Annotated in this window: 26 protein-coding genes; 14 read left to right on the forward strand and 12 right to left on the reverse strand. The window is 63.2% G+C overall.

Going from position 1 to position 22,993, the window contains the following annotated elements; genetic code table 11:
• Positions 1-37: 37 nt before the first annotated feature.
• From AC6CIG_RS04710 to hemP, 5 genes are read right to left on the reverse strand one after another with little or no spacing between them, the layout of a single operon-like run.
• Positions 38-829 carry a heme ABC transporter ATP-binding protein gene (locus AC6CIG_RS04710; RefSeq protein ID WP_127710179.1) on the reverse strand — a complete coding sequence of 264 codons (792 nt, stop codon included), beginning with the start codon at positions 827-829 and terminating at the stop codon, positions 38-40.
• A gap of 8 nt (positions 830-837) precedes the next feature.
• Positions 838-1,956 (reverse strand): FecCD family ABC transporter permease, encoded by a 1,119-nt coding sequence (locus tag AC6CIG_RS04715; RefSeq protein WP_018095717.1) that lies wholly within the window; start codon positions 1,954-1,956, stop codon positions 838-840.
• Positions 1,943-2,893 carry a heme/hemin ABC transporter substrate-binding protein gene (locus tag AC6CIG_RS04720; protein WP_127710176.1) on the reverse strand — a complete coding sequence of 317 codons (951 nt, stop codon included), beginning with the start codon at positions 2,891-2,893 and terminating at the stop codon, positions 1,943-1,945. The genes AC6CIG_RS04715 and AC6CIG_RS04720 overlap by 14 nt, the downstream gene beginning before the upstream one ends.
• A 55-nt stretch (positions 2,894-2,948) precedes the next feature.
• Positions 2,949-4,010, reverse strand: coding sequence for a hemin-degrading factor (locus AC6CIG_RS04725; protein ID WP_164866934.1), 1,062 nt, complete (start codon positions 4,008-4,010; stop codon positions 2,949-2,951).
• Positions 4,011-4,020: 10 nt separating this feature from the next.
• On the reverse strand, positions 4,021-4,203 hold the full coding sequence (gene hemP / locus AC6CIG_RS04730) for a hemin uptake protein HemP (RefSeq protein ID WP_127710173.1): 183 nt from the start codon (positions 4,201-4,203) through the stop codon (positions 4,021-4,023).
• Between the two features lie 187 nt (positions 4,204-4,390).
• On the opposite strand from hemP, the gene AC6CIG_RS04735 reads away from it, so the two are divergent.
• The 5 genes from AC6CIG_RS04735 to hmuQ all read left to right on the forward strand — a co-directional run bounded on the left by AC6CIG_RS04735 (position 4,391) and on the right by hmuQ (position 7,209).
• Positions 4,391-4,819, forward strand: coding sequence for a hypothetical protein (locus tag AC6CIG_RS04735; protein WP_127710171.1), 429 nt, complete (start codon positions 4,391-4,393; stop codon positions 4,817-4,819).
• A 40-nt stretch (positions 4,820-4,859) separates the two neighbouring features.
• Positions 4,860-5,786 (forward strand): energy transducer TonB family protein, encoded by a 927-nt coding sequence (locus AC6CIG_RS04740; protein WP_127710169.1) that lies wholly within the window; start codon positions 4,860-4,862, stop codon positions 5,784-5,786.
• A gap of 207 nt (positions 5,787-5,993) precedes the next feature.
• Entirely contained in the window at positions 5,994-6,407 is a 414-nt protein-coding gene (locus tag AC6CIG_RS04745) for a DUF2325 domain-containing protein (protein ID WP_018095711.1), read from the forward strand.
• 51 nt (positions 6,408-6,458) lie between these two features.
• Positions 6,459-6,725: a hypothetical protein gene (locus AC6CIG_RS04750; protein ID WP_127710167.1), complete on the forward strand. Its 267-nt coding sequence runs from the start codon at positions 6,459-6,461 to the stop codon at positions 6,723-6,725.
• A 169-nt stretch (positions 6,726-6,894) separates the two neighbouring features.
• A complete protein-coding gene (hmuQ, locus tag AC6CIG_RS04755) occupies positions 6,895-7,209 on the forward strand; it encodes a heme-degrading protein HmuQ (protein ID WP_018095709.1) in 315 nt (104 codons plus the stop codon).
• Between the two features lie 307 nt (positions 7,210-7,516).
• Here hmuQ and AC6CIG_RS04760 read toward each other — a convergent pair whose 3' ends face one another.
• Together AC6CIG_RS04760 and AC6CIG_RS04765 are read right to left on the reverse strand one after the other, a co-directional pair.
• A complete protein-coding gene (locus tag AC6CIG_RS04760) occupies positions 7,517-7,879 on the reverse strand; it encodes a DUF423 domain-containing protein (RefSeq protein WP_018095708.1) in 363 nt (120 codons plus the stop codon).
• A gap of 5 nt (positions 7,880-7,884) precedes the next feature.
• Positions 7,885-8,277: a globin domain-containing protein gene (locus AC6CIG_RS04765; protein WP_018095707.1), complete on the reverse strand. Its 393-nt coding sequence runs from the start codon at positions 8,275-8,277 to the stop codon at positions 7,885-7,887.
• A 174-nt stretch (positions 8,278-8,451) separates the two neighbouring features.
• Between AC6CIG_RS04765 and AC6CIG_RS04770 the strand changes: the two genes are divergently transcribed.
• From AC6CIG_RS04770 to AC6CIG_RS04805, 8 genes are all read left to right on the forward strand, one after another.
• Entirely contained in the window at positions 8,452-9,006 is a 555-nt protein-coding gene (locus AC6CIG_RS04770; RefSeq protein ID WP_437411686.1) for a TetR/AcrR family transcriptional regulator, read from the forward strand.
• A gap of 46 nt (positions 9,007-9,052) precedes the next feature.
• Positions 9,053-9,394, forward strand: a complete 342-nt coding sequence (locus AC6CIG_RS04775) for a DMT family transporter (RefSeq protein WP_018095705.1) — start codon at positions 9,053-9,055, stop codon at positions 9,392-9,394.
• Between the two features lie 179 nt (positions 9,395-9,573).
• Positions 9,574-10,629, forward strand: a complete 1,056-nt coding sequence (locus tag AC6CIG_RS04780; RefSeq protein WP_026168668.1) for a dipeptidase — start codon at positions 9,574-9,576, stop codon at positions 10,627-10,629.
• A 47-nt stretch (positions 10,630-10,676) separates the two neighbouring features.
• On the forward strand, positions 10,677-12,317 hold the full coding sequence (locus tag AC6CIG_RS04785) for an ABC transporter substrate-binding protein (RefSeq protein ID WP_018095703.1): 1,641 nt from the start codon (positions 10,677-10,679) through the stop codon (positions 12,315-12,317).
• A gap of 23 nt (positions 12,318-12,340) precedes the next feature.
• Positions 12,341-13,402, forward strand: coding sequence for an ABC transporter permease (locus tag AC6CIG_RS04790; protein ID WP_033047285.1), 1,062 nt, complete (start codon positions 12,341-12,343; stop codon positions 13,400-13,402).
• A complete protein-coding gene (locus AC6CIG_RS04795) occupies positions 13,399-14,331 on the forward strand; it encodes an ABC transporter permease (protein WP_018095701.1) in 933 nt (310 codons plus the stop codon). The genes AC6CIG_RS04790 and AC6CIG_RS04795 overlap by 4 nt, the downstream gene beginning before the upstream one ends.
• Complete coding sequence (locus tag AC6CIG_RS04800) at positions 14,328-15,161, forward strand: ABC transporter ATP-binding protein (RefSeq protein ID WP_127710163.1); 834 nt, start codon at positions 14,328-14,330, stop codon at positions 15,159-15,161. Before AC6CIG_RS04795 ends, AC6CIG_RS04800 begins: the two co-directional genes overlap by 4 nt.
• Positions 15,158-15,925 carry an ABC transporter ATP-binding protein gene (locus tag AC6CIG_RS04805; protein WP_127710161.1) on the forward strand — a complete coding sequence of 256 codons (768 nt, stop codon included), beginning with the start codon at positions 15,158-15,160 and terminating at the stop codon, positions 15,923-15,925. Before AC6CIG_RS04800 ends, AC6CIG_RS04805 begins: the two co-directional genes overlap by 4 nt.
• Positions 15,926-15,979: 54 nt before the next feature.
• On the opposite strand, the gene AC6CIG_RS04810 is transcribed toward AC6CIG_RS04805, so the two are convergent.
• Positions 15,980-16,897: a sugar kinase gene (locus AC6CIG_RS04810; RefSeq protein ID WP_127710159.1), complete on the reverse strand. Its 918-nt coding sequence runs from the start codon at positions 16,895-16,897 to the stop codon at positions 15,980-15,982.
• 133 nt (positions 16,898-17,030) lie between these two features.
• On the opposite strand from AC6CIG_RS04810, the gene bglA reads away from it, so the two are divergent.
• Positions 17,031-18,674 (forward strand): beta-galactosidase BglA, encoded by a 1,644-nt coding sequence (gene bglA / locus AC6CIG_RS04815; protein WP_127710157.1) that lies wholly within the window; start codon positions 17,031-17,033, stop codon positions 18,672-18,674.
• A gap of 45 nt (positions 18,675-18,719) precedes the next feature.
• Here the strand turns inward: bglA and ade are convergent, their stop codons facing one another.
• From ade to AC6CIG_RS04835, 4 genes are all read right to left on the reverse strand, one after another.
• A complete protein-coding gene (gene ade / locus AC6CIG_RS04820; protein WP_127710155.1) occupies positions 18,720-20,417 on the reverse strand; it encodes an adenine deaminase in 1,698 nt (565 codons plus the stop codon).
• 87 nt (positions 20,418-20,504) lie between these two features.
• Complete coding sequence (gene aptA / locus AC6CIG_RS04825; RefSeq protein ID WP_018095695.1) at positions 20,505-21,833, reverse strand: omega-aminotransferase AptA; 1,329 nt, start codon at positions 21,831-21,833, stop codon at positions 20,505-20,507.
• 89 nt (positions 21,834-21,922) lie between these two features.
• Positions 21,923-22,456, reverse strand: a complete 534-nt coding sequence (locus AC6CIG_RS04830) for an ATP-binding protein (protein WP_437408800.1) — start codon at positions 22,454-22,456, stop codon at positions 21,923-21,925.
• Between the two features lie 142 nt (positions 22,457-22,598).
• Positions 22,599-22,943 (reverse strand): ArsR/SmtB family transcription factor, encoded by a 345-nt coding sequence (locus AC6CIG_RS04835; RefSeq protein WP_020487479.1) that lies wholly within the window; start codon positions 22,941-22,943, stop codon positions 22,599-22,601.
• Between the last annotated feature and the right edge of the window lie 50 nt (positions 22,944-22,993).

The raw sequence follows: 22,993 nt of genomic DNA on the forward strand, positions 1-22,993 counted from the left end.
TTTCGGTAATCCTGACGTTGCCGCTGTGAGCCCGGCTTCACATCGTGGCGGACTGCGGCAATACGAACGGGATATCCTGTGCCGGAGCGACGCTCACCCGCATGCGGCAGCCGAAGACCGCTTCCATGGTCTCGTCGGTCAGCACGTCTTTCGGCGCTCCGCGCGCCCGGATGCGGCCGGCTTTCATCATCACGATCTGATCGGCAAACATCGATGTAAGGTTGAGATCGTGCATGACAGCGACGACACCGCCGCCGTCGGCGCAGAATTGGCGCGCAAGCCGCATGATCGTGAGCTGGTGGCGGATGTCGAGGCTCGATACCGGCTCATCGAGCAGGAGATAGCGCGGTTCGCCGTCTGCGACCGGCGCCGAGATCTGGCAGAGGACGCGTGCGAGCTGCACCCGCTGCTGTTCGCCGCCCGAAAGTTCCTGGTAGAAGCGGCCGGAGAAGCCGGCGAGATCGACGGCCTCTAGAGCTTCGTCGGCTGTCCGGTCGCCGGCGACCGCCTTGCCGCTTCCGGCTGCCTCGAGGCCGAGGCGCACGATTTCCCTGACGGTGAAGGGAAAGGAGATGACCGTCGATTGCGGCAGCACGCCCCGCTTCAGTGCGAGCTCCCATGGTTTCAGGCTTGCGATGTCGCGACCGTTGATGGTGACCTTACCGGCCGAAGGCGTGAGCTCGCCCGAGATCGCCTTCAAGGTCGTGGTCTTGCCCGATCCGTTCGGGCCGACGATTGCAGTCATCGCACCGGGAGCGGCGTCGAGGGAGACGCCGTGCAGCACCTGTCTTCCGGCAAGGCGGACGGAAATGTCGGATGCTCTGATCATGTTCGCAATCAAAGTCCCAAGTTCGACCGGCCCCTGAGCAGGACCCAGAGAAAGAAGGGCGCACCCACGAAGGCGGTGATGATGCCGATCGGCAGTTCGGCCGGCGACACGATGGTGCGGGCCAGCATGTCGGCGAAGATCAGCAGCGTGCCGCCAAGGAGGGCGGAGGCGGGCAGCAGGTAGCGGTGATCCGGGCCTATGATCAGCCGCAGGAGATGCGGAACGACGATGCCGACGAATCCGATGCCGCCGCTGACGGCCACCGACGCGCCGGTGGCGCCGGCAACGCTGAAGATGGCGATGTTCTTCAGCCGCTGAACCGGGACGCCCATGTGATAGGCGGCGGCTTCGCCGAGCGTGATGGCGTTGAGCCCGCGCGCCAGGAAGGGGACGACTGCAAGTGACAGGAGAATGATCGGTCCGGCGGCGCCGATCTTGGTCCAGTTGGCGCCGGCGAGCGATCCGAGGCCCCAGAAAGTGAGATCGCGCAGTTGTTTGTCGTCCGCGATGAAGACGAGTACGCCCGTCACTGCACCGGCAAGCGCGCCCAGCGCAATGCCCGCCAGCAGCATCGTCGCGACCGAGGTCTGGCCGCCGCGCGTAGCGATCCGGTAGAGCAGCAGCGTGGTGGCGAGGCCGCCGAGAAAGGCGCCGAAGGGGAGGGCATAGAAGCCGAAGACCGCGAATAGCGGGCCAAAGGCAACGTCACCGAGCACGATCAACAGCACCGCGCCGAGGCTTGCGCCGGAGGAAACTCCGACAAGGCCGGGATCGGCCAACGGATTGCGGAAGAGGCCCTGCATCACGACGCCGGAAACGGCAAGCGACGCGCCGACCAGCATGCCGAGAACGGCACGCGGCAGACGGATATCGAGGATGATGATTCGGTCGCGGGCGCTCATGGCCTGATCGGCCTCGCCGAAAAGCCACCGAAGGATATTGCCGAGCGAAGCGTCGGCGGCGCCGGTGGTGATGGAGGTCATGAACGTCACGGCCGCCAGTATCGCCAGAACGAGGATCAGGCCACGCGCCAGGCCCGCCCGGTCTCCGTTGCGCCAGTCGCGGACGATCCGGGCGGCAAGTGCCGGCCGGCGCATCGGGCCTTCCATGGCCTCACTGCGAGGCATTGGTCTTCTTTCCGTAAATTGCGGCGTTGAGTTCGCGGATAGCGCCTGCCGTGCGAGGACCGAAGCCGAGCAGATGCAGCCCGTCCATGCGGATCAGCGCCTTGTTCTTTGCCGCCGGGGTGAGGCTGAGGGCCGGAAGCGCGAAGAGTTCGTCGGGGCCTGCAGCATGGCTATCGCCGCGGTTCATCATCAGGACCACATCGGGCTTGGCCTCGATGATCGCCTCCTCCGTCAATGGCTTGTAACCGGGCGAGGTGCCGACGGCGTTGACCGCGCCGGCAAGCTCGATGATGCCGGCGGCGGCGGTGCCGGTACCGGAGGCGAGGATTCTGCCGCCCTGGGTGCTCAGAACGAAGAGGACACGCTTGCGCTCGGCTTTCGGGCGAGCGGCACTGTCGGCCACGGCGGCGGCGAGATCTCTCTCCACGGATTGCGCGAGCGTTTCGGCCTTTTCCTTCACGCCGAGGAAAGCTCCGACGGCGCGGATCTTGTTGACGATGCCGTCCTTGTCATAGGTCTCGGGGATGCTGGTGAAGGGAATATTCGCCTCTTGGAGCACGGCGAGCGTTTCCGGCGGGCCGCTGCCCTCGACGGCCACGATTGCCGTCGGGTTGACGGCAAGAACGCCTTCGGGCGCCAATCGCCGCATGTAGCCGACATCCGGCAGCTTGGTCGCCGCCTCCGGGTAAATGCTGGTGGAGTCGCGGCCGACGAGGCGGTTCTCCTCGCCGAGCGCATAGATGATTTCGGTAATCGCGCCGCCCACGGAAACGACGCGGGAGGTGTCCGGCTGCTCGAGCACCTCGGCCATCGCCGGGCGCAGGAACGGAGGAGTTCCCGGCGCAAGCAGGGGCAGAACGAAAGGCGCCGACAGCGCGAAGGCCGCGAGGGCCATTTCCCAACGCCGAAGACGGCGGATACCGAAGCCGTTCATCATCACTTCCTTTGATCTGTGCGTGTCGTCCCAAATCGCCGCCGGTCGGGCGGCGCCATCAGGCCGCGACGACGGCTTCCAGGCGGGGCAGCGCCTCGACCAGGCTGCGCCATTCGGCCCTCTCCGAGGAACCTTCCTTCCGCTTTCCGAAAAACTGGATGATCATCTCGCCCTTGGCGTCGAGCGCTTCGAGGGAGGTCACGTGTCCGTCCGCGGTCGGCTTTCGGACGGCCCAGAGTTCGGCGATGTGATCGGTGCGCAGATGCAGATGGAAGGTTTCGTCCATCACGTTCAGCCACGGCCCCATGGTGCCGATCTTGACGACGGGACCGGAATGAATCTGGATGACGCCGCGGTTGCCGACGAAGCACATGATCGGCAGGGCCGTCTCTGCAGCATTGCGCATCATCATCTCGATGCAGGCCGTGTCGAGCCGCCAGGCAAAGTCGTCGCCGATCGCGTGCAGCGCCCGGCGCCGTCCGATATTGAGCTTGCGCAACATGCCGGGAAACTGATGCGTGTCCGTGAGCTTCGACCAGCGGTCGCGCAGCTCCGCCGTATCGACTGCAGCATCGGCCGAATCGTCGTCCGCGGGCGCGCCGGGATCGGCGATGAAGTCCTGCGACTGATCGTCCAGGCGAAGGTCTTCGACGATCGTCTCATAGGCGGCCAGGTTCGAGAGAGGACGCAGGTGAACCTTGTGGACGGCATTGCCCCACTTGTCGAAGAACTGCAGGCTGCGGCGAACCTCCCCTGTCGCATCCGTCTTGGTCACGGCGAAACCATGTGCCCAGGCGCCGGGAAAGATACGCAGGTCGATTTCGGGACCAAGCACCAGAGCCGCGCCGTGCCCTTGCTTGATGTTCTCGTAGACGCCGACCTTTTCGTGGACGGCGCTTTCGTTGCGGGTAAGCGCAAGGACTTCGCCCAACTCCTCGACGCGCTCGAGGAAGCGGCTGGCGCTGCAGTCGATCCGGACGGCGGTGAGGCCGCATTCGGCAGCGACGAGCGCTGCCTCGGAAATGCCGAGCTTCGCGGCGATGTCGCGTTCGCGCAGCTTCGGATTCTCGGCGCGATAGGCCCGGATATCGGACGGGGTGGGGTGAGCGCTCTCAGTCATCGTCATCTCGCTACTTGTTCAGAATCAGCTTGCCCTGGCGGGTGATCTTCATTCGATAGATCGCCCCGTCGTGGGAAATGAGAATCTCGTTGTGGCCGCGGAAAAGGTCCTGGCTCTCGACGATCGGTTGCGGCCGGTTCAGCGGCGTCTCGGTCCGCGGGGATCGTGGATTATCGTTGTCGTTCGGTGTCACGGTTTTGCCGGTTCGCGAGTAGGAGACGAGACGAGTGCGTCATCCATTGATCCCGCCCATTCCAGTTAGTATCTTGACTTCACTACTCATATTTCATTAAGGACGCAATACCGGAATGTTGCGGTCAAGTTAAAAGGAACGCGTGCGGGAACCGAAAGGACCGCCGCGGACAGCGAGTGGTGCCAGGATGACTTATTTTTCCCGTTTTGCCTTTGCGGCCTTTGCAGCTCTCTTCACGGCAGGGGCAGCCGGAGCGCAGGATGCTGCCGCGCCAGCCGGCCTTTCGATCGAGCTCAACGAGATCGCGTCGTCGGAAAAGGGATGCAAGTTGACCTTCGTCGCCAGTAGCGCGCTCGCTCTTTCGAAGGTCTCGTTCGAATTCGTGCTCTTCGATCAGAAAGGTCTGGTCGAGCGCATGGCCGTGCTCGATTTCAGGGATCTTCCCGCGGGCAAGACGAAAGTCAGGCAATTCGATCTGCCGGGTACGAAGTGCGAGGCGGTGAAAAGCCTGCTGATCAACGATGCGCCGACCTGCGTCGGCGAAGGCGTCGACAAGGGTGCATGTATGACGGGCCTGAAGACCGGCTCGAAATCGGCCGTGGAGCTCAAGGGCTGAGGTTCGCGTTCGCGAAATTGCCGGCGGAAGGCAAGACAGAATGAAACACATGGTGAAATGGGCGGCGGCGATCGGCCTTTCCCTGCTGGCGCACGCCGGCGGGGCGATGTTGCTTGCTCCTGATGAGGAAAAGGAGCTGGCGCTCATCGCCGGCGGCTCCACCGTGGAAGTGTCGATGCTCGGCAACGCCTTCGAAGATGCCGTTCAGGCGGGGGACCCATCCGAAGTGGTGGAGCCGACGGAAGAGACGCCCGAGGAACTGAAGCCGACCGAGATCGAACCGACGGAAGAGGTGGTCGAAGCTGTAGAGCCGGTGCCGACCGAACCTGTTGCCCAGGAGCCGTCCGAGATGACGCCGACGGAGGCGGACGTCATACTCCCCGCGGAAGAGATGCCGGCGAGCCAGGTCGAAGAAGCAGACGTGATCGCAAGCATCGCTCCGGTCGAGACCGTCATTCCGCAGGAGAGACCGGACCCTGAGGAAGTCTTGAAGCCCGAGGTCGAGAAGGTGGAGCCGAAGAAGGAGCCGGCGAAGAAAAAGAAGGTCGTCCGAAAAAAGGCAGGTGAGGGCGGCGCCCAGGCGAAATCGCAGAAAAAGGGCAAGACCGACGGCGTGGAGAATGCCACGGCGGCTGCCGCCACCGGAGAAAGCCGCGGTGCGTCGCGGGAAATCGGCAATGCCGCGGTGTCGAACTATCCCGGCAAGGTCAGAAGAAAGCTGACCCGCGCTATTCGCTACCCGGCCGAGGCCAGAAGGCAGGGGCTGCGCGGTGTTGCCCACGTCAGCTTTACCGTAACTTCCGGTGGTGGGGTGGCAAGGGTCGGCATAACGAAAAGCGCCGGTTCACCCGTCCTCGATCAGGCGGCGTTGGAAACCGTGCGCCGGGCGGCACCTTTCCCGGCCATTCCCGCCGGTGCGGGCCGCGACAGATGGGAATTCAACATCCCGGTGTCCTTCACCCGGTGAATTCAGCGCTGTGAATCTGCTTCCGCGAGCGAGGAAAAAGTCGCGAAGGCGAGCATCGAAATATATGATCAAAACACTCATGTTTATACTTTACTCCTGCTATCAAGTTTTATAGGTTGCCTCCGTCACGCAACCGATCGGTGTGTGCCAAATCTGATTGGCGATGGGCCGCAGGGCCGGCGTCGCGAAGCAAGACGGAGACGACGGATGGGTGGCAAGCGGCACCAGAATGCAGGCAAGGGCGGCAAGGGCAGGGCGAAGGATGCGCAGAGCCAGCCGCAATCCAATGCCGGAAAGGTGACGCTCGAGGGCCGTAGCTTCCTCTATGTCGGCGGACGCGACTGCCAGGTTGCGCATCTGCGCCAGATCGCCAGTTCCTACGGTGCGGAACTCATCCACCATGACGGCGGTTTACGGGAGGCGGTGTCGCGCATCGATCGCGTCCTGCCCTCGGTCGACTGCGTCTTCTGCCCGATCGACTGCATCAGCCACGATGCGTGTCTTCGCGTGAAGACCGGCTGCAAGAAGTGGGGCAAGGCCTTCGTGCCGTTGCGCAACGGCTCGAAGTCGAGTCTCGAGCGGGCGCTTCAGGATCTGACCGGAAACGGCAGCGAGAACTGAATCTTTTACGAGCGGTCAGACGGCATTCTCGCCGGCCGCATGGAGCTTCCAATGCATGACGAACGTCCCGATCAGATGACGATGATCGGTCTTCACAAACTCGCTTCGCAATTCGGTGACGGACTGGTTACCGAGCTCTACGAGCTTCTCACGCGCCGAGCACGGATGCTTGAGGAAAACGAAAACGTGACCGAATTTCCGACCTGGCAAGCGCGCCCGCCGGCGAGGGATACTCTCGGCCTTGCGCCGCCGAGCGGGGGATCTGTCCTGCCGTTTCCGTCAACGACAGCGCAGCCCGTCTCGCAAAAGAAGGCCTAGATCGCTTCCAGGAAACGTGTGTAACGGCTTCCGTCCGGAAGTGCGTTGGACCAAGGGTTAGGGCCTTCCAGTGTTTCCATGAAACATTGGGATGCGCTAATAGTTGAGGCGCGGGATGCGGGCGAAAAACCGCACACACTTTCCTCATCCCGCTACAGGAGAGCTAGCCATGTTTTTCGCCATGAACCGTTTCCGTGTCGCAGCCGGCCAGGAGGAGGCCTTCGAGGCGGTCTGGAAGGCGCGGGACTCTTCTCTCTCGGAGATGCCGGGCTTCATCGAATTCCATCTGCTGCGCGGCGACAGCGTGCCGGAGGAAGGCTACACGCCTTTTATTTCGAAATCGGCCTGGGAGACCAGGGACGCCTTCATCGCCTGGACCAAGTCCGATAATTTCCGGGCGGCGCACCGAAGCGCCGGCGAAAACAAGGCAATGTATCTCGGTCCCCCGAAGTTCGAGGGCTTTACCGTCGTCGAGGGTGCCTGATCTTCAGCGCGCCGTTATGCTTGACGAACCCGCGGCGGCTTGTTTGATTTCCTCATTCCTGTGCTTGTCACAGGAATCCAGCCAGACCAAGTCCTTGGGCTGAAAGAACGCTTCCCGCGCCGCAGACGCGGCGCTGCTGGATCCCTGTGACAATCACAGGAATGAGGCGAGGAGAGATTGCAGGCCTCCGAATCTCAACAGGTTTGGTTCACTTTCATCCGGAAGGCCAGTCTGCCTCCGAAAATGTGCGACTGCATACTGAAACTCCCCTCTTACCGGAATTCCTGTACTTCGGGCTTGTCCCTCCTCACGCTTCCGGGCGCAGGAATGCCCCGATCGCGACGGCAAGCCAGCCGGCCATCATCGTCAGGCCCCCGAGCGGCGCCGACATTGGGAAGAGGCCGTGGCCCGAGAAATGGCGCATGGTGAGGTCTCCGGCAAAGAGTGCCGTGCCTGCCGCCAGCAGCAAGGCGGCGAGGGCGGCGGTGCGGAAGTGCGCCCATCCGGCATGAAGCGCGACGAGCGCCGGTGCGTGGGCGAGGCACATGGCCGATGCGCCGCCGAGAAGACGCGGATCGCCATGCGAAGCGGCGGCGGCACTCGCGACGCCGAAGAGGCCCATGAGGCCGGCTACGAAAAGCATGGTCGAGCGCAGTCCGCTGTTCGGCATCCTGGCTATTCCTTGTTCTGCATATGATGGGCGAGCCGGGTGATCGGCTCCAGAATGATCTCCCTCAGCTTCGGGTGGGAGACGGTTTCTTCGAGTGCGCGGGTGAAGCAGAGAAGCCATTCGTCGCGCTCGACAGGCCCGATCCCGGCAATGAAGTGCCGGCGACGCAGCATGGGGTGGCCGCGTTTCTGCACATAGATCGGCGGTCCACCGAGCCAGCCGGTCAGATATTCGTAGAACTTTTCCTCGCTGCCGGTCAGATCCGGCGGGTGGATGGCGCGGCAGTTCGCCGCCTCGGGCAGGCTGTCCATCAGTTCGTAGAAGCGCCGCGTCAGGGCGCGCACGGTGGCGTCGCCACCGATCGCCTCGTAAAGCGTCGTCGTTTGCGGTTCCGTCATGGTCACGTTCCTCGCCGGGATTGGTACAGCGCGCGACCCGGGCGGGCAATGCCTTGCCATTCCTTCGCTTGCGGCTTTTCGGCGCGGCAGAGATCGTCGTCTGCCTTCCGCGCGACAATCGTCGCCCCGAGGAAAGCCACTTGACAAACCGTCCAGACGGTATGTTTATGAGATATGACAAACGCCCCATCAAGAAAAAAACAGCCGCAACGCGTCCGCCGGCAATTGCTGGAGGTCGCGGGACGCCTGTCGCTGGAGCAGGGCATCGCCGCGGTCACCCTCGACGCCGTATCGCAGGCGGCGGGTGTCAGCAAAGGCGGGCTGTTGCACCATTTCCCGAACAAGCTGGCTCTGCTCGACGCCCTCTTCGATGATCTTGTCGTGCGTTTCGACAGCGCCCTCGACGAAGCGATGGCCGGAGATGACGTCGAAAAGGGACGCTTTACGCGTGCCTATCTCGGCGTCTGTTTCGCGCTCGATGCGGAGGCGCAAGGTTGGCAGATGCTGACCATTGCGCTCCTGGCCGAGCCGCACCTCAAGGAGCGTTGGCGCGAATGGGTGGCGCGCCGGTCCGCGCAATTCGCCGCGACGGACAGTTCGCCAAATTGCCTGCTCGCCCGCTTCGCCGCCGATGGCGTCTGGCTGTCGGATCTGATGCGCAGCCACGACATCGAAGCGTCGACCAGGGCGATCCTGCTTCAGAAACTCAACTCGCTTTCGCTGGAATAGAGGGCAGACCCGTGCCGCTTTCCCATACTTCGATCGGAGACGTTCCGTGAATCCCGCCACGCTCTACACCGTTCTGGTGATCGCCATCGTCTTCGAAGTGCTCGGCACTTCCGCCATGCAGGCGGCGCAGCACTTCACGCGGCTGACGCCCACCGTGCTCATGGTTCTGTGCTACGCGGTCGCCTTCTTCTTCCTCTCCTATGCGCTCCGCTACATCCCGGTCGGGATCGCCTATGCGCTCTGGAGCGGCCTCGGCATCGTGCTGATCTCGATCGCCGGCTACGTAGTTTTCGGTCAGAAGCTCGATCTGCCGGCTATTCTCGGGCTGGGGCTCATCATCGCCGGCGTGCTGGTACTCAACCTCTTCTCGAAATCCACGTTCCATTGATCGCGGTGACGATCGCGGTCGGCTTCCTGCAAGTTTTCGCTACAGCCTATCCACTGAAATTCCCGGATATTCATTGAAATGCGCAGTCCGTTTCAATAGCATCGCCTTTCGTCTCCGTCCGGACGCGCGGTGGCGATGTCCCATCCGATCTCCCTGATATAACGAAGGAAAATTTGGGAATGCAGGCGGTTTTCGACGGCCATAACGATGTGCTTTTGCGCCTTTGGCAACATGCACGCGGCGGTGCCGACCCGGTGGCCGAGTTTTCGGAAGGCACCGATAAGGGCCACATCGATGCGGCGCGGGCCAGGGCAGGCGGTCTCGCAGGCGGCCTCTGTGCGATTTACGTCCCGTCCGGCGATCTGGTGCTCAAGACGCCGGATGAGAATGGCCATTACGCGACGCCCATGGCGGCGCCGCTCGACCACTTGCCGTCGCTCGCGACCGCCATGGAGCTCGCAGACATCGCGTTCAAGCTCGACCGCGCGGGCGCCTGGCGGCTTTGCCGTTCGGTTGAAGAGATACGCGCGGCAATGGCCGACGAAGTGTTTGCTGCCGTCCTGCATATGGAGGGCTGCGAGGCGATCGGGCCCGACCTCGCGGCGCTCGAGACTTTCCACGCCGCCGGACTTCGCTCGCTCGGCCCTGTATGGAGCCGCCATAACGTGTTCGGTCATGGCGTTCCCTTCGCCTACCCGATGTCGCCCGATACGGGGCCCGGCCTTACCGAAGCCGGCTTCGAACTCGTGCGCGCCTGCAACCGGCTCGGCATTCTGATCGACCTCGCGCACATCACGGAAAAGGGTTTCTGGGACGTGGCGAAGACGACCGACCAGCCGCTCGTCGCCAGCCATTCCAATGCTCATGCGCTGACGCCGGTCGCCCGCAACCTGACCGACCGGCAGCTCGACGCCATCCGCGAGAGCCGCGGCATCGTCGGCCTCAACTATGCGACGACGATGCTGCGCCCCGATGGGCAGGAGAACGCGACGACGCCGCTTTCCGACATGGTCCGCCACGTCGACCATCTGGTCGAACGTATCGGTATCGATTGCGTGGCGCTCGGATCGGACTTCGACGGCGCGACCATCCCCGAGGAAATCGCCGACGCGGCGGGAAATCAGAAGCTCGTTGCCGCGCTGGAAGACGCCGGATATGGTGACGCCGAACTGGCGAAAATATGCCGGGAGAACTGGCTGAGAGTTCTGGGTCAGGCGTGGCACAAGCCTGCCTGATCATCATGAAGAAAAGCCCGAGAAGGGTTAAAAGAGGGAAGCGCGATATGATGCACAAGCTCAACGGACGTTTTCGAGTTCTTGCCGCCTCGGCGGCACTCGCCATGGCAATGGGTGCGGCCCAGCCGTCCTTCGCGGAAACGCCGAAGGATACGCTGGTCGAGGGCTTCGCGTTCGACGACATCATCACCATGGATCCGGGCGAAGCTTTCGAGCTGTCGACCGCCGAGATGACCAGCAACACCTACAGCCTGCTCGTCCGCCTCGATCTCAACGACACGTCCAAGGTCATCGGCGACCTCGCCGAAAGCTGGACGGTCTCCGATGACGGCCTGACCTATACGTTCAAGCTCAAGTCCGGCATGAAATTCGCCTCCGGCAATCCGATCACCGCCGAGGACGTCGCCTATTCGTTTGAACGCGCCGTCAAGCTCGACAAGAGCCCGGCCTTCATTCTTACGCAGTTCGGCCTCACCGGCGACAACGTCACGGAAAAGGCGAAGGCCGCCGACGCCGAGACCTTCGTCTTCACGGTCGACCAGCCCTACGCGCCGAGCTTCGTGCTCAACTGTCTCACGGCGACCGTCGCCTCCGTCGTGGACAAGAAGCTCGTGCTCGAGCACGTGAAATCCGTTACGCCGAGCGACGAATACAAATACGACAACGACTTCGGCAATGAATGGCTGAAGACCGGTTACGCCGGATCCGGTCCGTTCAAGCTGCGCGAATGGCGCGCAAACGAGGTCGTGGTTCTGGAGCGCAACGAAAACTTCTACGGCGAACCGGCGAAACTCGCCCGCGTCATCTACCGCCACATGAAGGAAAGCTCCGGCCAGCGGCTGGCGCTCGAAGCCGGCGACATCGACGTGGCGCGAAACCTCGAGCCGGGCGATTACGAGGCGGTCGGCAAAAATGCCGATCTGGCGACGGCGAGCGCGCCGAAGGGCACGGTCTACTATATCAGCCTCAATCAGAAGAACGAGACGCTGGCAAAACCCGAGGTACAGCAGGCCTTCAAGTATCTCGTCGACTATGACGCGATCGGCTCGACGCTGATCAAGGGCATAGGCGAGATACACCAGAGCTTCCTGCCGAAGGGCGTGCTCGGTGCTCTCAACGAGAACCCCTACACGTTCGACGTTGCCAAGGCGAAGGAACTGCTGGCGAAGGCGGGTTATCCCGACGGCTTCACGGTCACGATGGACGTGCGCAACACCCAGCCGGTGACCGGCATTGCCGAATCTTTCCAGCAGACGCTGGCCGAGGCGGGCGTGAAGCTCGAAATCATTCCCGGTGACGGCAAACAGACGCTGACCAAGTACCGCGCCCGCAACCACGATATGTATATCGGTCAGTGGGGCATGGATTATTTCGATCCGCACTCCAATGCCGATACCTTCACCAACAATCCGGACAATTCCGACGAAGGCACGAACAAGACGCTCGCCTGGCGCAACGCCTGGGACGTTCCGGAACTCAGCAAGAAGACCAAGGACGCGCTCCTCGAACGCGACAGCGCCAAGCGCGCCGATATCTACAAGGAGCTGCAGAAGACGGTTCTCGAGAATAGTCCTTTCATCCTGATCTTTCAGCAGACGGAGGTCGCCGGCCTCCGTGGCAACGTCGAGGGCTTCAAGCTCGGACCGAGCTTCGACACCAACTACGTCTGGAACGTATCCAAGGAATAGTCGAAAGGACCGTTCCCTTGAGCATGAGCGGAATTGAACCCATGAGCGGGCGCCGGCGCGCCCGTTCCCGGAAGGCGTTTGTCGCGGTACTGCAGTTTCTCGTCGTCGTGGCAACCACCTATCTCGGCCTTCTCGCCGTCACCTTCTTCATCGGCCGCGTCATCCCGATCGATCCGGTGCTCGCCGTTCTCGGCGATCGGGCGCCGAATCACGTCGTGGAACGCACGCGCGAAGCGATGGGGCTCAACCTGCCGCTTTACCAGCAGTTCTTCATCTACTGCCGGCAAGCATTCACCGGCGACTTCGGGACCTCGGTGCTGACCACCAATCCGGTCATGGCGGATATCCGCCGCGTCTTTCCGGCCACCATGGAACTCGCGACGCTCGGAACCCTGATCGGTGCATTCATCGGCGTGCCGCTGGGCGTTCTCGCCGCCGTCAAGCGCGGCAGCATCGCCGACCAGGTTGTTCGCGTCATCGGCCTCGTCGGCTATTCCGTGCCGATCTTCTGGCTGGCATTGCTCGCGCTGCTCGTTTTCTATGCGCGGCTGCAATGGGTCGCCTATCCCGGCCGCATCGATATCGTCTACGAATACAGCTTCACGCCGGCCACCGGTTTCTACCTCCTGGACTCGGCCTGGCAGGGCCAATGGGACGTTTTCCGCGACGTCTTCCGGCACATCATCCTGCCGGCTTCGCTGCTCGGCTATTTCTCGCTCGCCTATATCAGCCGCATGACCCGCAGCTTCATGCTGAACGAGCTGCAGCAGGAATATATCGTTGCGGCGCGAGCCAAGGGCCTTTCGGAGGCGCGGATCATATGGACGCACGCGCTGCGCAATGCGGCGGTGCCGCTGGTGACGGTGATCGCGCTCTCCTATGCCGGCCTGCTCGAAGGGTCGGTCCTGACGGAGACCGTATTCGCCTGGCCGGGGCTCGGCCTCTACATCACCAATTCACTGCAGAATGCCGACATGAATGCCGTTCTCGGCGGCACGATCATCATCGGATCGGTCTTCATCGCCATCAATCTCCTGTCCGATCTTCTCTACCGGACGCTTGACCCGAGGACGCGCGCCCGATGAGCCTTGCCACCGAAACACGCCCGATGACGCGCCGCGAGTGGCTGCTTTCAGATCGCCCGCAGTCGCGGACCCAGGCTCGGCTCGGCCGCGCCTATATGACCTGGCGGCGCTTCTCCGCCAACCGGCTTGCGGTGCTCGGCCTTTGCATTCTGCTCGCGCTCGTATTCGTTGCGATCTTCGCCGATGCGCTCGCGCCTCACTCTCCGGTCATCGGAAACCTTGCCGGCGCGCGGCTTCTGCCGCCCGGCAGCGAAAGCTATCTGCTCGGCACGGACGACCAGGGTCGCGACATTCTCTCCCGGCTGATACACGGTTCGCGGCTGACGCTCCTTGTCGTCCTTCTCGTCGCAGTCATCGCGGCACCGGTCGGCCTGATCGTCGGCGCCGTCGCCGGCTATGCCGGCGGATGGGTTGACGCGGTCCTCATGCGCATCACCGACATCTTCCTCGCCTTTCCGAAGCTCGTGCTCGCGCTGGCCTTCGTCGCGGCGCTCGGCCCGGGGATCGAAAATGCGGTGATCGCGATCGCCATCACCTCCTGGCCGCCCTATGCGCGCATCGCCCGCGCCGAAACGCTGACAGTGCGCAACTCCGATTACATCGCCGCTGTGCGGCTGATGGGCGCCTCGCCCCTGCGCATCGTCTTCCGCCATGTCATGCCCATGTGCATGTCGTCGCTGATCGTCCGCGTTACGCTCGACATGGCCGGCATCATCCTGACGGCCGCGGGCCTCGGCTTCCTCGGCCTCGGCGCGCAACCACCGCTGCCGGAATGGGGCGCCATGATCGCCTCCGGCCGGCGCTTCATCCTCGACCAGTGGTGGGTGGCGACCATGCCCGGCATCGCCATCCTGATCGTCAGCCTCGGCTTCAACCTGCTCGGTGACGGGCTGCGCGATGCGCTCGATCCCCGGGAGAGCGGCCAATGAGCGCGCTTCTGACAGTCGAGGACCTCCGGGTCCGGTTCCCGACGCGCACCGGGGTTGTCGAGGCCGTTCGCGGGGTTTCCTTTACCCTCGGGCGCGAGCGCCTCGGCATCGTCGGCGAAAGCGGCTCGGGCAAGTCGCAGACGGGCCGTGCCATCATGGGGCTGACGCCGCCGCACGCGGAAGTGACGGCGAAACGGCTTGCCTTCGAAGGGATCGATCTTCTTTCGGCCTCCCCAAAACTCCGGCGGGACCTGCGTGGCAAGCGCATCGCCATGATCCTGCAGGATCCGAAATATTCGCTGAACCCGGTGATGAGCATTGGACGGCAGATCGTCGAGACCTTGCGGCGGCATGAGAAGGTCGGCCGCGCGGAAGCGCGGGAGAGGGCGCTCGAGATGCTCGCGGCCGTGCAGATCCGCGACGCTTCCCGCGTCTTCGACCTCTATCCGCACGAGGTCTCGGGCGGCATGGGACAACGGGCGATGATCGCCATGATGCTGGTTGCCGGGCCGGAACTCCTGATCGCGGACGAGCCGACCTCGGCGCTCGACGTGACGGTTCAGCTCGAAGTCCTCGCGATCCTCGACAAGTTGGTGGCGGAACGCGGCATGGGGCTGATCTTCGTCTCGCACGACCTGCGCCTCGTCTCCTCCTTCTGCGACCGGGTTCTGGTGATGTATGCGGGCAGGATCGTCGAGGAGATCGCCGCATCGGAACTCGGCAATGCCAAGCATCCCTATACACGAGGTCTCCTGAACTGCATGCCGGTGATCGGGGCGGATCGCCATCCGTTGCCGGTGCTCGACCGCAAACCGGAGTGGGCGCTATGACCGAGGCCGTATCCGTCGAAAATCTGAGCGTCGTCTTCGACGAGTTCAAGGCGCTCGATGCCGTCCGCGTGGATGTCGCGAAGGGCGAGTCCTTCGGCCTCGTCGGCGAATCCGGCTCGGGCAAGTCCACCCTGCTGCGCGCCGTCGCCGGTCTCACCGCGGCAAGCGAAGGAACGATCCGGGTTTCAGGCCGCGAGGTTCGTGGCACGCGTCGTGACAAGGCCTTTTATCGGGCGGTGCAAATGGTGTTCCAGGATCCTTACGGTTCGCTGCATCCGCGCCAGACGGTCGACCGGCAGCTGATGGAGCCTCTGGCGATCCACGGCGTCGGCGACGGCGAGCGCCGCATCCTGAAGGCCCTGGACGAGGTGGGCCTCGGATCCGGTTTCCGCTTCCGCTATCCGCACCAGCTCTCCGGTGGCCAGCGCCAGCGCGTCGCGATCGCACGCGCCCTCATCTTGGAACCCTCGATCCTGCTCCTGGACGAGCCGACCTCGGCGCTCGACGCGTCCGTGCAGGCGGAAGTGCTGAACCTCCTCGAAGAGGTGCGGCGCGACCGCGGTCTGACCTTCATCATGGTGAGCCACGATCTCGGCGTCGTCACCCATATGTGCGAACGGCTGGCGGTGATGCAGAACGGCCGCGTTGTGGAGCGGCTGACCTCGGCCGACCTGGTCGCCGGCCGCATTGCGGAGGAATATACGCGCAATCTCATGGTCGCGAGCAAGGGGTTCCGGCGGGATGCGGTGGCACAAAACGCGTAGGGTACCCCTCCGCCCGGCAGGGGGGCTTGCTGCCACCTTCACCCGGATCGCGCTTTAACCCCGCGGCAGCTTGTCCCGTCCGATCAGCGCGCCATGGTGACCGATCACGGCGGCCGCAACACGGGCGGCGAAGACCGCGGCATCGGCCGGACTGTCGCCGCTGGCAAGACGGGCGAGGAAGGAGCCGTTGAAGCTGTCGCCGGCGCTGGTCGTATCGACGACGGCGGAAACCTGCGAGGCGGGAACGTGAACCCGGTCTTCACCCGTAAAATCGAGCGTGACGCCGTTTTCACCATCCTTGACCACAACGTTTTCGGCGCCGAGTGCCCGATAGCGCTCGATCGTCGCTTCCACGGATGCATCGCCGAAATGCGTGGCCTCGTCGTCGAAGCTCGGCATCACCATCGTTGCCGCCCGCGCACCGGCTTCAATCGTCGCGCGCATCCGAGCGGCGTCGTCCCAAAGGCGTGGCCGGATGTTCGGATCGAAGACGACCTGCCGCCCGCCCGCCTTTGCCCGCCGAAGCTCCGCAAGCAATGTTTCTGCCGCCTCCGGCGACAGGATCGCCAGGGTGATTCCCGAAAAGAACACCACATTCGCCGCCTCGATCGCCGTCCGGAGCCGATCGGGATCGTCCGCGAGCAGTTTCGCAGCGGAAGTCGAGCGCCAGTAGGAAAAGCTGCGCTCGCCATTCTTGAGGTGGATCATATAGAGGCCGGGCGTTCGTCCTTCGATCCTGCGGATGTGCGCCGCGCCGACGCCGGTGCTCTCGATGAAGGCCAGCAGCTCGTCCGAAACCGTGTCGGTCCCGACGGCCGTGAAATAATCGACCGTCCAGTCCGCCGGCAGGAAGAGCCGGGCGTAATAGGCGGTATTGAAGGTGTCGCCGGCATAGCCCTTGCGCAGCATGTCGCCTTCCGCCTGCATGAGCTCCACCATGCATTCGCCGATCGAAAGCAGTTTGCCCGTCATTCAGTCCTCCCTTTCCGCTGATCCGAATTAAGCGCATGTCACTGCGCGAGCAAGCGAATGTTGACGGCGGCGTTTACTCGAAGAAGCGGTGAAGATAAATCTGGGTTGCTGAACCAACCATGGAGAGCTGCGCATGCCGGCGGCATCTGGATCGAACGAAAACTGGTGGCGCGGAGCGGTGATCTATCAGGTCTATCCGCGCTCCTTCCAGGATACGGACGGCGACGGAATGGGCGACCTTCGCGGTGTCACCCGGCGGCTTCCCCATATCGCCTCGCTCGGGGTCGATGCCATCTGGCTTTCGCCCTTCTTCACGTCGCCCCAGGCGGACATGGGCTATGACGTTTCGGATTATTGCGACGTCGATCCCATGTTCGGCACGCTCGCCGATTTCGACGAGATGCTGGCGGAGGCCCATCGGCTGGGGCTCAAGGTGATCATCGACCAGGTGATCTCGCATACATCCGACCGCCACCCCTGGTTCGTCGAAAGTCGCTCGAGCCGGACCAATGCCATGGCGGATTGGTATGTGTGGGCCGACCCGAAGCCGGACGGAACGGCGCCGAACAACTGGCTTTCGATCTTCGGCGGTCCGGGCTGGGAATGGGACGGGGTGCGCCGGCAATATTACCTGCATAACTTCCTGTCTTCGCAGCCGGACCTCAACTTCCACAACCCGGAGGTTCAGGAGGCGGTGCTCGCGACGGTCCGCTTCTGGCTCGACCGCGGGGTCGACGGTTTCAGGCTCGATACGGCGAATTTCTATTTCCACGACAAGCTTCTGCGGGACAACCCGCCGCTGGTGCCGGATCCGGACGCAACGAGCCGCGATGCTCCGGAGGTCAATCCCTACGGCATGCAGGACCACCTCTATGACAAGACGCAGCCGGAGAACCTCGGTTTCCTGCGCCGGTTTCGAGCACTGCTCGATGAATATGGCGGCCGTGCGACGGTGGGGGAGGTCGGCGACGGGTCACGCTCGCTGCAGACGGTTGCCGCCTATACGAGCGGCGGCGACAAGCTGCACATGTGCTATACCTTCGACCTGCTCGGGCCGGAATTCACCGCGCGCCACTTCCGCCGCTGCGTCGAGAATTTCCAGTCAACGGTGACGGACGGTTGGGTCTGCTGGGCCTTCTCCAATCACGACGTCATGCGTCATGTCAGCCGCTTCGCGCCGCGCGAGGCCGACCGGGAGCGCGTGGCGAAGCTTGCGATCTCGCTGCTTGCCAGCCTGCGGGGCACCATCTGCCTTTATCAGGGAGAGGAGCTCGGCCTGCCGGAGGCGGAGCTTGCCTTCGAAGAATTGCGCGACCCATACGGTATCCGCTTCTGGCCGGCCTTCGCCGGACGCGACGGGTGCCGGACCCCGATGGTCTGGGAAAGAGAGCTGACGAATGCCGGCTTTTCCGAGGGGGCTCCCTGGTTGCCGGTGCGCGACGGGCACCGAAGGCTGGCGGTGGATGCACAGGAGGGCGTCGAAGGATCGGTGCTCGAGCATTATCGCCAGACCCTTGCGTTCCGTCGGGCGCAGTCCGCGCTGGTCGACGCAGACATGACCTTCCTGGGCACCAACCAGGACCTTCTGGTCTTCACCAGAGAAAAGGAAGGCGAGCGGCTGCTGTTCGTCTTCAACCTGACCCAGGAGCCGCAGACGTTTCACCTCCCGACGACGCTCGTCGCCGAGCCGCATCCCATGCCCGGTTTTGCACCGGTTTTCGCTGATAATGCGATCAGTCTCGCCGCGCTCGACGTTTTCTGCGGGAGGTTGCGGTAGTGGAGTCGAGGTGCGGCTGCGTCAGCGAATGCCGCGCCTCGACCCTCACCCGATCAGCATGAACCTGTCCACATCGACAAGCCCGCGGTCGGAAATCTTTAAATGCGGGATCACCGGCAGCGGCAGGAAGGCAAGTTGCAGGAAGGGCTCTTCCAGCGTGGCGCCCAGCGCAAAGGCGGCCTGACGCAGATGGTGTAGCGTATCGCGCACGCGCTCGTGCGGTTCTAGGCTCATCAGGCCGGCGACGGGCAGGGCGATCTCGCCGGTGACCTTGCCGTCCTCGACGACGACGAAGCCGCCTTTGATCTCGCCGAGCCGGTTGGCGGCGACAGCCATGTCCTCCTCGCTCACGCCGACGACACAGATATTGTGGCTGTCGTGGCCGACCGTGGAGGCGATCGCGCCCTTTTTCAGGCCGAAGCCCTGGACGAAGCCATTGGCATGATTGCCGTTGACCCCGTGGCGCTCGATCACGGCGACCTTGATGATGTCGCGGTCGAGATCGACGCCGGTTCGGTTGCCTTCGGCGGGCAGGCGATATCGGCGGTGTTCGGTGATGATCTTGCCGGGCAGGACGCCGAGCACCGAAGTCTCGCCTTCATTGTAGGGGAGGCCGAAGTCCGCAGCCTTGACCTCGCGTGCCTTGACGCTGTCGAGCCCCACCGGCTCGACCGGCTTGCGCCCGGCGAAGAGAGCATCCGTAACGCGCCGGCCGGCGGAGAGAACGAGTTCGGCCTTGCAATTTTCCAGGCTGTCGACGACGACGAGGTCGGCGCGCCAGCCAGGTGCCACGAGGCCGCGATCGCGCAGGCCGAAGGCGCGCGCGGCGGAAATCGAAGCGGCGCGATAGATGGCGAGCGGCTCGACGCCGGCGGCGATGGCCGTGCGGATCATGTAGTCGAGATGGCCCTGCTCGGCGATATCGAGCGGGTTGCGGTCGTCGGTGCAGAGGGCCAGATAGGGCGACAGCCGCTCGGTGAGAATCGGCATGAGGGCCTGCAGGTCCTTGGAAACGGAACCTTCGCGAACGAGGATGTGCATGCCCTTGCGTATCTTTTCGAGCGCTTCCTCCGCGCTCGTGCATTCGTGATCGGTGCGGATCCCCGTGGCGAGATAGCCGTTCAGTTCCTTGCCGCGGAGCAGGGGGGCATGGCCGTCGATATGACCGTCCTGGAAGGCATCGAGCTTGGCGAGGCAAACCGGATCCTTGTTGACCACCCCGGGAAAGTTCATGAACTCGGCAAGGCCGATCACCTTCGGGTGGTGGCGGAAGGGCGTGAGGCGCTCGATCGGCAGGTCGGCACCGGACGTTTCCAGATGGGTCGCCGGCACGCAGGAGGAGAGCTGGACGCGGATGTCCATGATCGTCTCTGTCGCCGAATCCAGGAAATATTGTATGCCTTCGGTGCCGAGCACATTGGCGATCTCGTGCGGATCGCAGATAACAGTGGTGACGCCGAGCGGCAGCACGCAGCGGTCGAATTCGTGCGGGGTGACGAGCGACGATTCGATGTGGAGATGCGTGTCGATGAAGCCGGGAACGACGATGCGGCCGGTAACGTCGATCTCCTCACGGCCCTGATAGTCGCCGCAGGTGCCGACGATCCGCTCGCCCGAAACGGCGATGTCGGAGGCGACCAGCTCGCCGGTGACCAGATCGAAGAACCGCCCGCCCTTGAGCACGATGTCCGCCGGCTCGCGGCCGACGCCCTGATCGATGAGACGTTCGAGCGCTTCAGACATGCGTGCACCTCGTCCTTGATATTGATTTCATGACAATAACCCTCTCCCCGTATCCGGGGAAAGGATTTTGCCTTTGGCAGGAATGCCTCAGATATTGTTCTTCAGAACGTCGCGCAGCTTGTCGAAAAGCTCGTCGATCTGTTGCTTTTCGATGATCAGCGGCGGCGACAATGCGATGATGTCGCCCGTAGTGCGGATCAGCAGACCTTTCTCGTAAGCCTTGAGGAAGGCGGAGAAGGCGCGCTTTGTCGGCTCGCCGGCGATCGGCTCGAGTTCGACCGCGCCGATCAGCCCGATATTGCGGATGTCGATGACATGCGGGCAGTCCTTCAGCGAGTGCAGCGCCTCCTCCCAATAGGGGGCAAGTTCGGCGGCGCGCGTCAGCAGCCCTTCTTCCTTGTAGGTATCCAGCGTTCCAAGCGCCGCGGCCGAGGCGATCGGATTGCCCGAGTAGGTGTAGCCGTGGAAGAACTCGATCAGGTGTTCCGGCCCGGTCATGAAGGCGTCGTGGATTTCCGATGTCACGAAGACCGCGCCCATCGGAATGACGCCGTTGGTAAGCCCCTTGGCCGTGGTGATGATGTCCGGCTTCACGTCGAAATATTGAGCGGCAAAGGGCGTGCCGAGGCGGCCGTAGCCGGTGATGACCTCGTCGAAGATCAACAGGATTCCGTGTTTGGTGCAGATTTCGCGCAGCTTCTGGAGATAGCCCTTCGGCGGGATGAGAACACCGGTCGAGCCGGCGACGGGCTCGACGATGACTGCGGCGACCGTCGAGGCGTCATGCAGGGTGACGATGCGCTCGAGTTCGGCCGCGAGATCGGCGCCGTGCTCGGGCTCGCCGCGGGTAAAGGCGTTCTTGGCAGGCAGATGCGTGTGCGGAAGGTGGTCGACGCCCGTCAGCAGCGTGCCGAACATCTTTCGGTTGGCGACGATGCCGCCGACCGAAATACCGCCGAAATTGACGCCGTGATAGCCGCGCTCGCGGCCGATGAGGCGGAAGCGCGAGCCATTGCCCTTGGCGCGGTGGTAGGCGAGAGCCACCTTCAAGGCGGTATCGACCGATTCCGATCCTGAGTTGGTGTAGAGGACGTGGTTCATGCCCTCGGGCGCGATGTCGACCAGCCGGTTTGCGAGCTCGAAGGCTTTCGGATGGCCGAGCTGGAAGGCCGGCGCGTAGTCGAGTTCGCCCGCCTGTTCACGAATCGCCTCGGTGATCTTCGGACGGCAGTGGCCTGCATTGACGCACCAGAGCCCTGCAGTTCCATCGAGAACCGTCCGCCCGTCATGGGTGGTGTAGTACATGTCCTTGGCGCCGACGAACAGCCGCGGTTCCTTCTTGAACTGCCGGTTGGCGGTGAAGGGCATCCAGAAGGCTCTGAGGTCGTTGGGCGTGGTGTTCAGGCGGTTGGACATGTCTTTCCTCCTCGTCGAGTCCCGGCAATCTGGATTTGCCGGGGCGGATTCTTTACCCGTTGGTCAAACTATCAGCCCGCCGAGGGGCGTCAAGCCAGGCGAAACGATCCGCTTTCCACGGCCTGGATCACGGCACTGAGCGTGTCCTCCCGAGTGTGTCCTTCGGTCGGAAGAACATGCCGTTCGAGGGGGCCGAGCGATGAGAGCTGCTGATGAAGCGCCCCGATGGGCACGGGGTCTGTCAATGTGTCTCCGCCGCGCTGTTGGCAGCGCCGGATGGCGACATCGAGCGGCGGACGCAGAACGACGTAGTGGAGCGGTGCCGTGATTTTCCTGAATGGTTTCAGGAACCACGGTCCGACGATGCCGTCCACAATGACGAAATAGCCGCCATGTGCGTAGGTCGCGGCCACTTTCGTCAACACGTCGACAACGACGGCGTTTTGTTCGTGAGCTTCGGGCAGATAGGGCGGTATCGCCCCGTTTTTGATGAAATGCCAGAAGTCGTCGCAGTGAAGATGGACCTTCGATGATCCTGGCTCTGCCGCGAGCGCCTGCGCTGTCGTGGTCTTTCCGGAGCCGGGTGGCCCGGTGAGGATGAGAATTTCGCTTTCAAGGTTCATGGCATGATCATGTAGCACGATGTTGCGGGCCAGTCTGCGACGGGACCGAGAAGGCCTGCTCACCCGCCAAAAATGAAGCCCCGCGATCGGATCGGCGGGGCTTGATGAGGCGTGCTGTTCGGTCGACGGACGTGCTGGGAGGTTACGCCGATTTGCGAACGAGAGGCTTTTCGTCCACGGCATCGGTGTCTTCGCCGTAGATGTCGGATAGTGCGCCCAGAATCTTCAACACGGCGCCGGACGAGCTCGAATAATAGATCGTCTGTGCGTCACGACGGGTGCTGACCAGATTCTGCGCACGAAGCTTCGAGAGGTGCTGAGAAAGAGCCGATTGGCTCAACCCGACCTTATGGGCCAGGGCGCCAACCGCCATTTCCTCCTTGACGAGAGAGTCGAGGATGAGCAGGCGTTTCGGATTTGCCATGGCCGAAAGGAAACCGGCTGCTATCTCGGCGTCCTCGTGTTTTTCAGGCGGAAGAGGCTGCATCGTGTGCTCCATGCGAGAATTCATCACACGTAGTTATGATTGATGAAGCA

This window comes from Sinorhizobium sp. GQ132, from assembly GCF_059758575.1.